The sequence below is a fragment of the Roseovarius sp. genome (genome assembly GCF_040223625.1).
In the GTDB taxonomy this organism is placed as follows: Bacteria; Pseudomonadota; Alphaproteobacteria; order Rhodobacterales; family Rhodobacteraceae; genus Roseovarius.
In genome coordinates, this window is record NZ_JAVKFX010000063.1 from 60,275 (window position 1) to 68,899 (window position 8,625).

8 protein-coding genes are annotated in these 8,625 nt (G+C 66.6%); 2 read left to right on the plus strand and 6 right to left on the minus strand.

The window, feature by feature from the left end; translation table 11 throughout:
* Window positions 1-5 precede the first annotated feature (5 nt).
* The 4 genes from RLN94_RS18030 to dctP form a co-directional block, all read right to left on the minus strand.
* Window positions 6-1,250 carry a malonyl-CoA decarboxylase gene (locus RLN94_RS18030; RefSeq protein WP_350125233.1) on the minus strand — a complete coding sequence of 415 codons (1,245 nt, stop codon included), beginning with the start codon at window positions 1,248-1,250 and terminating at the stop codon, window positions 6-8.
* Window positions 1,247-2,563 carry a TRAP transporter large permease gene (locus tag RLN94_RS18035; RefSeq protein ID WP_350125236.1) on the minus strand — a complete coding sequence of 439 codons (1,317 nt, stop codon included), beginning with the start codon at window positions 2,561-2,563 and terminating at the stop codon, window positions 1,247-1,249. Before RLN94_RS18035 ends, RLN94_RS18030 begins: the two co-directional genes overlap by 4 nt.
* The gene (locus tag RLN94_RS18040) at window positions 2,563-3,111 is read right to left on the minus strand and encodes a TRAP transporter small permease (protein ID WP_350125239.1); all 549 of its coding nucleotides are present in this window, start codon (window positions 3,109-3,111) and stop codon (window positions 2,563-2,565) included. Before RLN94_RS18040 ends, RLN94_RS18035 begins: the two co-directional genes overlap by 1 nt.
* A 76-nt stretch (window positions 3,112-3,187) precedes the next feature.
* Window positions 3,188-4,174, minus strand: coding sequence for a TRAP transporter substrate-binding protein DctP (gene dctP / locus RLN94_RS18045; RefSeq protein ID WP_350125242.1), 987 nt, complete (start codon window positions 4,172-4,174; stop codon window positions 3,188-3,190).
* 132 nt (window positions 4,175-4,306) lie between these two features.
* Here dctP and RLN94_RS18050 point away from each other — a divergent pair, with 132 nt between their 5' ends.
* Window positions 4,307-4,963 (plus strand): GntR family transcriptional regulator, encoded by a 657-nt coding sequence (locus RLN94_RS18050; RefSeq protein WP_350125245.1) that lies wholly within the window; start codon window positions 4,307-4,309, stop codon window positions 4,961-4,963.
* Between the two features lie 4 nt (window positions 4,964-4,967).
* On the opposite strand, the gene RLN94_RS18055 is transcribed toward RLN94_RS18050, so the two are convergent.
* Both RLN94_RS18055 and RLN94_RS18060 read right to left on the minus strand, forming a co-directional pair.
* Complete coding sequence (locus RLN94_RS18055; RefSeq protein WP_350125248.1) at window positions 4,968-6,185, minus strand: M20 family metallo-hydrolase; 1,218 nt, start codon at window positions 6,183-6,185, stop codon at window positions 4,968-4,970.
* Window positions 6,178-6,843 (minus strand): DUF1028 domain-containing protein, encoded by a 666-nt coding sequence (locus RLN94_RS18060; protein WP_350125251.1) that lies wholly within the window; start codon window positions 6,841-6,843, stop codon window positions 6,178-6,180. The genes RLN94_RS18055 and RLN94_RS18060 overlap by 8 nt, the downstream gene beginning before the upstream one ends.
* Before the next feature lie 103 nt (window positions 6,844-6,946).
* Between RLN94_RS18060 and RLN94_RS18065 the strand changes: the two genes are divergently transcribed.
* Window positions 6,947-8,527, plus strand: coding sequence for an ABC transporter substrate-binding protein (locus RLN94_RS18065; protein WP_350125254.1), 1,581 nt, complete (start codon window positions 6,947-6,949; stop codon window positions 8,525-8,527).
* Window positions 8,528-8,625 lie beyond the last annotated feature (98 nt).

An 8,625-nucleotide genomic window follows, 5' to 3' on the forward strand; every position in this document is an offset into this window, starting at 1 on the left:
TCTCCTTACGCGGCGGATTTCTCTGCGGCCGCCGCCAGACTGCTCACCTCCGACGAGGCCGCGATATCATGCGAGGCGGCGAACCGTTCGTGGTTCTGGGTGACTTTGTCGAGGTCGTAAAGGTAATTCACCATTGCCCCGGCAGATTGCCGCAACCCCTTCTCCGACGTGTCGGCCCCGGCATGGATGGCGTGTACCTCCGCCCCATTGCCAAGATGGAACCGCGCCACCGGGTCAAGCGGCAGCCCGTCGGGCCGCTTCGCCCCCAGCAGGTACGACGCCGCCAATTGCCTGAGCGCCTCGTCATCCTCCAGCGGCGGCTGCATGTCGTTGGCACCCAGCCATTGCACCAGCCCCGGAATGGGCGACAGCGTGACAAAGGTCTTCAATCCCGGCAGTTCCGCCGACAGATCCGCCGCAACCTGCTTGATCAGCGAGTTGCCGAAGGAAATGCTGGCCAGCCCCGCCTGGCAGTTCGAGATCGAATAGAACACCGCCGTATCCGCCTCGTCCGAGCCCATCTCCTCTCGATCCTCGGCCAGCAACTCCTGGACCGAGCTTGCCACCCCCTTGGTCAGCGCCACCTCGACAAAGATCAGCGGCTCGTCCGGCATCGCCGGGTGGAAGAACGCGAAACAGCGCCGGTCGCTCGGCTCCAGCCGCCGGCGCAGATCGTCCCAGCTGTCGATGGCATGAACCGCCTCGTAGGCGATGATCTTCTCGAGGATATGCGCCGGGCTTTCCCAGTTGATCGGCCGCAGCACAAGGAAACCCCGGTTGAACCAGCTCGAGAACAGGTGCCGGAAATCGAGGTCCAGCGCCCGAAGCTCCGGGTCGTCCTTGCCCATCCGGATCAGGTCGGTGCGCATCGACACCAACTGCCCGGTCGCCCCCGGCACCTGGTTCAGCCGGCGGATCAGTTCCTGCCTAGGCGGCTCGGCCGCCTCGAGGAAGGCGCGATAGCTCTCCTTGCTCGCCCCCGCCTCGTACTCGGCCAGCGCCGCGCGCACCTTGCCGGGGTCGATGTTCATGCCCGTCGCAAGGTAGCGAAAGAAGGCCAGCCGCGCCTCGTCCTCCGACCGGCGATACCGTTCGAGGATGTTCCGCGCCAGCGTCAGGCCGGAAATCTCGCCCGTCGCCCCCACCAGCGCGTCCGACATCTCCTCGATCGAGCGTTTGTCGTCGCCGGCAGGCGCATTCCGGAACCGCCTCTCGAAGACGGTCGACAGCAAATCGGCAAGCAAGGTCAAATCCCCGTTCCCATCACAGCATCCGGAAGCCACGTGGCCAGACCCGGAAAGAGGCAAAGCAATATGATCGCGATGACCATGCACGCCACGAAAGGCAGCGAACCGGTCAGGATCGTCTTCAGCGAAATATCCGGCGCGATCCCGTTGATCACATACAGGTTCAGGCCCACGGGCGGCGAAATCAACCCGATTTCCATGTTGATCGTCAGCACCACGGCAAACCAGATCGGGTCGAACCCCGCCGTCTCGATGATCGGCAGCAGGATCGGCGCCGCCATCAGGATCACCGCCACCGGCGGCAGGAAGAAGCCCGCGATCAGCAGGAAGATGTTGATCGCCCCCATCAGCACCCAGCGGTTCACCTCCAGCGTGCCGATCCACTCGGCAATCGACTGGGTGATGAAGAGCGACGAGAGCATGTAGCTGAACACCCCCGCCGCGGCGATGATGAACAGGATCATCACGCTTTCCCGCGTCGAATCCCGCAGCACCACCCACAGCGCGCGCGGGTCCCAAAGCCGATAGATCACCATCGCGATGACAAGGCACAGAAGCGCGCCCACCGCCGCCGTCTCCGACGGCGTGGCGACACCACCATACATGGCGTAAAGCACGCCGAGGATGATCAGCAGGAAGGGCAGAACCCGCGGCAGGATCTCGAATTTCTGCCGCCAGGTGTAGCTGCCCGCGCCCAGCACGCCCGCCTGCCCCGACCGCCATGTCGAGTAAAGCGACCACGCCATGAAGAGGCCCACCAGCAGCAGCCCGGGAAAGACCCCGGCCAGGAACAGCCGCCCGATCGAGGTCTCGGTCGCGATCCCGTAGACGATCATGGTGACAGAGGGCGGAATGAGAATGCCCAGCGTGCCCCCCGCGGCAATCGAGCCTGCGGCCACGCCATCCGGATAGCCCCGCTTGCGCATCTCCGGAATGCCCATCTTGCCGATGGCGGCACAGGTCGCGGGCGAGGAACCGGACATCGCCGCGAACAGCGCACAGGCGCCGAGGTTCGACACCACCAGCCCGCCGGGCACCCGCGTCAGCCAGCGCTCCAGCGCCTCGTAAAGGTCCGCCCCGGCCCGCGTCGAGGCGATCGACGCCCCCATGATGATGAACATCGGAATCGACAGCAGCGCGAAATTGTTCAGCTTCCCGAACAATATCTCCGGCATCAGCTCCAGCGAGCGCAGCCCGTCGAAGACGATCAGGAACCCCGCCGACACGATCAGCAGCCCGATGGCCACCGACACGCCGGAAAACAGGACAAGAATGGTGGCAATGGCGACCAGCGCGCCAAGAAGCAGCGGATCCATCAGTGATCCTCCAGCCCGAAGGGTTTATCTATGCCCAGAAGCACGGCAACGAGATCGGCAATGAGCTGCAACAACAGCAGCGCGAAACCGATGGGGATCGACAGGTACGGTATCCACAACCGCACGCCCCACACCGTGTCCGACTTCCAGTTCCGCTCCCACGCGAAGTGCCAGTAATCGTAGCCATACCACAGCATCACCGCCACGATCACGATCGACACCCCCAGCGTCACCATGCACAGCGCGAACCGCGCCTTCTCCGGCAGGGAAATCGGCACGAGATCCACGTTCACATGCCCCCTCAGCCGCTGCACGTAAGGCAGCCCGATCAGCGTCGCGGCCACCATCAGGTAGATCACCGCCTCGGTCTGCCAGATGGTCGATCCGTTCAGCACCGCCCGGATGAAGATCATCTGGCAGGTGATCGCCACCGCCGCCACGATCATCGCCGCGGCGCACCATCCGGCCAGCGTCGAGATCACCGCCACGGCACGAAGGAAGGGGTTGTTACCGGCATGCGCGGGGGCAGCCGAGCTCGGGCCCGACATGGCCTGCTCCTGTCATTGGGTGTGAAAACAGCCTTGGGGCAAAGGGGCAGCCCACCGGCCGCCCCCGCCCGTCACATCACTCGACGGCCAGCGCCATGTCGAGCAGTTCCTGCCCGTCCGACACTTCCTCGACGAACGCCTTGTACGAGGTCTCCTTGGCCAGCTCGCGCCACGCCTCGAACTCCTCCTGGCTCATCTCGGCGATCTCGACGCCCGCCTCCTTGTACACCTCGACCGAGGCCGCATCCTGCTTCTTGGCCTCCTCGAGATAGAACGCCTCGGCCTTCTCCGAGGCATCCAGCAACGCCTGCTGCTGCTCCTCGGTCAGCCCCTCGAAGGTGGTCTTGTTCATCAGAAGCGGCTGGTACATGAACCACAGCGCCACGTCGCCCGCCGGCGTATAGCACGCCGCCTGCTCGTAGATCCGGTACGACACGAAGGACGACGACGAGGTGTTCGCCGCATCCAGAACGCCGGTCTGCATCGCGTTGTAGATCTCCGATGACGCCATCGAGGCGATCGACGCCCCGGCCCCCGCCAGCATCTGCTCGAACGCCTTGCCCGCGGCCCGCATCTGAAGCCCGTCCACGTCCTCGGGCGCGGTGATGCACTTCTCCTTGCCGACGAACCCGCCGGCCAGGTAGCCATGCACCAGCACCATCACGTCATCCTCGGCCATCTTCTCTTCCAGCGCGGCCATGAAATCGCTCTCCGACAGGCGCGCGGCGTGGTCGTGGTTCTTCACCAGCCCCGGCATCAGCGTCAGGTTATAGGCCGGCTGCTGCCCGCCCGCATAGCTCAGCGGCAGAACCGACATGTCAAGCTGCCCGCGGCTCAGCGGCTTGTACTGCTCGCGCGGCTTGAACAGCGATTTCGACCCGAAGATCTTGATCTCGAGGTCGACATCCGCCGCCTTCACCTCGTCGGCGACGATCTGCGCCACCTTGTGCCGCACATCCTTGTTCGACCACTGGTGCGACAGCCGAAGCTCGGCGGCGCCGGCCACGGCCACGCTGGCCAGAAGGGCCCCGGCGGCAACTGTCGTTGCTAGAATCTTGTTCATGATTTCCTCCCATAACGCGTCCGATTCTCGACCGGATCACCGCGTTTGTGCCATCCGCGTGTATATCCAGTCAACATTCTTGTATACAAAAAATCCCTTCCTGCATTTTCGAAACGCTGCTAAGAAGGCCCCATGCAACGAAAACGCGCCGATATCATTGCCGAGGAAATCGAAGGGATGATCTTCGACGGCACCATCGGCAATGGCGAACGGCTCGACGAGGTGCAGCTCGCCGCCCGCTTCGGCGTCTCCCGCACCCCGATCCGCGAGGCCTGCCAGAAACTGGCGCTCTCCGGCCTTGTCGAACAGCTCCCCCGCCGCGGCGTCTTCGTCCGCCAGCCGGGGCCCGTCGAACTGATCGAGATGTTCGAGGTGATGGCCGAGCTCGAGGCCTCCTGCGCCCGCCTTGCGGCCACGCGCATCACCGACGCGGCCCTCGACGAGATGCGCGCCGCGAACAAACTGTGCAAGGCGGCGGTGGGGGCCAAGGATACCGCCGCCTACTACGACGCGAACGAAACCTTCCACCACATCCTCTACCGGCAGTCCGGCAACGGCTTTCTCGAACAGGAATGCCTGCGCCTGCACCGCCGCCTGAAACCCTTCCGCCGCTCGCAGCTTCGCGTGCGCGGACGCATGGGCCAGTCGATGCAGGAACACGAGGATGTCGTCGACGCGCTGACCGAAGGCGATGCCGAACGCGCCTCCGCCGCCATCCGCAAGCACGTGGCCGTCCAGGGCGAGAAATTCCACCACCTCGTCGCCGGGCTGCGGGAAGTGGCCGAATAGGCCCCTAGTCCAGCGACATCACCAGCTCGGCCAGCACCGCCACCGCCTGCCCCATGTCCTCCGGCGCGGCGAACTCCTCGGGCCTGTGGCTCACCCCGTCCCGGCAGCGCACGAACAGCATCGCCACCGGGCACAGATCCGCCATGGCCGAGGCGTCATGCGTCGCCCCCGACGGCAGGACCAGCCCCTGCCCGCCTGCCGCCGTCACCGCCTTTACCAGCCGCTCCGACAACCCCGCCGCACAGGGCTGCGCCGGCTGCTGATAGGTCAGCTCGCAGGCCAGCCCCAGGTCCATCCGCTCACAGAGCGCCTCGGCAAACCCGTGCAGCGCATCGCCCGCCGCCCGCCTCACCTCGTCCTCCGCCGACCGGAACTCCGCCGTCAGCCGCGCCACCCGGGGAACCGCGTTCACCACGTTCGGCCCGATCGCCAGCGCGCCCACCGTGCCCCGCAGACCCTCCGCATCCAGCGCCAGACGGTTCACCTCCGTCACGATCGCCGACGCCGCCACCAGCGCATCGCGCCGCCCCTCCATCGGCATTGTCCCGGCATGGCCCGTCTCGCCCACGATCCCGATGCTATGCCGCTCGATCCCGCAGATGGCTGACACCACGCCCAGCGCCTCGTCCGCCCGTTCCAGCACCGGCCCCTGCTCGATATGCGTTTCGACGAACCCGATCACGTCGCCCGGATCGCGCTTCAACGCGCCGATCCGATCGGGCGCCAGCCCGAATGCCGTCATCGCCGCCCGCAGCGTCACGCCGTCGCCATCCGTCATCTCCAGAACGCCCGGCTCCACCGTTCCCGCCAGCGCCCTCGAGCCCACCAGCGCCGTGGGAAACCGCACGCCTTCCTCGTCGGCAAAGGCCAGCACCTCGACCGAACAGGGCGGCGCCCGCCCTTCGGCCCGCAGCTTCTCCAGCGCGATCAGCGGCAACACCACGCCCATGATCCCGTCAAAGGCGCCGCCGTGGCGCACCGAATCCTGGTGCGAGCCCATCAGCAGCGTGCCCCGTCCCGCCGGCCCCTCCAGCCGCCCGACCAGCGTGCCGGCATCGTCCAGCCTCACCGCCAGCCCCGCCTGCGTCATCCGGTTCGACAGAAGCTCCACCGCGGCGCGATGCTCCGGCGTGAAGGGCAGCCGCGTCACGCCCGGGCCCGGCTCCGACAGGCTCGCAAGATCCTCCAGCAGGTCCGCCGCGCGGGCGCCCCAGTCAGTCAAGGCCCCGCTCCGGGTCGCTCGCCACCGGCACCTTTTGCGCCCAATAGGCATACTCCCCGCTCGTCGCCCGCCCGTGCAGGTCGGCCAGCGCCCCGATCGGGTCGTCGGCGTGATGATCCACCCGCAGGGTCAGCGGCGCATGATCCGGATGCAGCACCAGCAGCGCCGCCGACAGCAACCCCCGGCTGTCGCCCCCGGCCTTTTCCGCCGCGCGCAGGGCCGCCAGCAACCGCCGGTCCAGCCCGCCCGTGGCGCCCTCGAATGCCTGCACCATCCCCTCGAGCACATCGAGCCCGGCCAGCATGTTGCCCGACACGACCCCCGTATCGAAGGCCGCGCTGCCCATCTCCGGCGTATTGCGATCCCCGGTGAACGCGGCAGTCGCGCCGTTCAGGTCCAGCGCGGCCAGTTGCCGATACCCCTTGCCGGCATCGGCGCCGGTCACGTATCGCACGGCGGCATCGGCGCCTGCGCCGCCCCGCATAGCCTCCAGCACCTCCTCGCCCCAAAAGGTGGAGGGCGAGGCACCCTGGCTCGCGCTCATGCCCGCCGACAGGTGCCCGCGCAGCACCCACCCGCCCACGCACAGGCTGCCCGTTGCGGCCGCCCCGCCGATGGCGCCCGTCTCCGGGTCTCGGGCAAGGATCGAAAAGGTCATGATGCAATGTCAGTCATTATGTTTCGGTATTTATCATGAAAAATTGACCGATGCAATTTATCATGATAAATTATCCCCCATAAAACCAATCAGGGAGACCACCATGACATTCTTCACCTGGACCCGGCGGGGCCTCATGGCGGCGGCTGCCGGCGCCACCCTCGCGCTCGGCTCCGCCCCCCTTCCCGCCACCGCCCAGACGCCGGCCGACGTGCTCATCGTCGGCCAGATCGCCGAGCCCAAATCGCTCGATCCGGCGGCGGTGACGGCGGTCAACGATTTCCGCATTCTCGTGAACCTTTACGAGGGCTTAACCCGCTACAAGGACGGCACGTTGCAGCCCGAACCGGCCCTCGCCACCGACTGGGAGATCTCCGAAGACGGCACCGTCTACACCTTCACCCTGCGCGAGGGCGTCACCTTCCACGACGGCACGCCCTTCAACGCCGAGGCGGTCAAGTTCAACTTCGACCGCATGCTCGACGAGAATCACCCCTACCACGACACCGGCCCCTTCCCGCTGGCCTTCTTCTTCAGCGCGGTGGAAACCACCGAGGTGGTCGACGACATGACGGTGAAATTCACCCTCAACGCCCCCTACGCCCCCTTCCTGTCGAACCTCGCCTATCCCACCGGCCTCATCGTCTCGCCCGAGGCGGTCAAGGCCGGCGGCGCCGATTTCGGCCGCAACCCCGTGGGCACCGGCCCCTTCAAGTTCGTCGAATGGCAATCCAACGAACGCGTCGTCGTCGACCGCTACGAAGACTACTGGGGCGACACCGCCGGCCTGCAGGCCGTGGTCTTCCGCCCGATCACCGACGCCAACACCCGCGTCGCCGAAATGCTCGCCGGCGGCATCGACATGATGGTCGAAGTGCCCCCCACCTCCATGGGCCAGTTCGAGGGCGACGACTACACCGTCCACGAACAGGCCGGCCCCCACGTCTGGTTCCTGATCCTCAACGCCAAGGAAGGCCCCTTCGCCGACATGAAGATCCGCCAGGCCGCCAACTACGCGATCAACAAGGAGGCCATCGTCAACGACGTGCTCGAAGGCACCGCCACCGTCGCGGCCGGCCCCACGCCCCCCGCCTTCGCCTGGGCCTATAACGAGGAGCTCGACCCCTACCCCCACGACCCCGAGAAGGCCAAACAGCTCATCGCCGAGGCCGGGGCCGAGGGCGCGGAACTCACCTTCTACGTCACCGAAGGCGGCTCCGGCATGCTCGACCCGGTGCCGATGGGCACCGCCATCCAGGCCGATCTCGAAGCCGTGGGCTTCGACGTCACCATCGAGACCTACGAGTGGAACACCTTCCTGGGCGAAGTGAACCCCGGCCTCGAAGGCAAGGCCGACATGGCCGAGATGGCATGGATGACCAACGACCCCGACACCCTGCCCTACCTCGCGCTCCGGTCCGAGGCCTGGCCCGACCAGGGCGGCTTCAACTCGGGCTACTACGCCAACGAGAAGGTCGACGAGCTGCTCGAGAACGCACGCACGGCGACCGACCAGGACGAGCGCGCGAAACTCTACCGCGAGATGCAGGCCATCGTGCAGGAAGAGGCGCCCTGGGTCTTCATCGCCAACTGGAAACAGAACGCGGTGACCAGCGACCGCGTGGCGGACTTCCAGCTTCAGCCTTCCTTCCTCCTGCACCTGCAGAGCGTGACGAAGGAATAAGAGCAGTGTCGCGCCCGGCCAGCCCGGGGGGGCCGGGGGGGGGGGGGGGCCCCCCCCCCGGGCGGGAAGGGGGGGGGGGAGCGCCCCCCCCCGCGAGA

Bases quoted from the DNA above. Each gene is read 5' to 3' on its own strand.
- RLN94_RS18040 (WP_350125239.1), bottom strand. From the start codon at position 3,111: ATGTCGGGCCCGAGCTCGGCTGCCCCCGCGCATGCCGGTAACAACCCC.
- RLN94_RS18065 (WP_350125254.1), top strand. From the start codon at position 6,947: ATGACATTCTTCACCTGGACCCGGCGGGGCCTCATGGCGGCGGCTGCC.
- RLN94_RS18060 (WP_350125251.1), bottom strand. From the start codon at position 6,843: ATGACCTTTTCGATCCTTGCCCGAGACCCGGAGACGGGCGCCATCGGC.
- dctP (WP_350125242.1), bottom strand. From the start codon at position 4,174: ATGAACAAGATTCTAGCAACGACAGTTGCCGCCGGGGCCCTTCTGGCC.
- RLN94_RS18050 (WP_350125245.1), top strand. From the start codon at position 4,307: ATGCAACGAAAACGCGCCGATATCATTGCCGAGGAAATCGAAGGGATG.
- RLN94_RS18035 (WP_350125236.1), bottom strand. From the start codon at position 2,563: ATGGATCCGCTGCTTCTTGGCGCGCTGGTCGCCATTGCCACCATTCTT.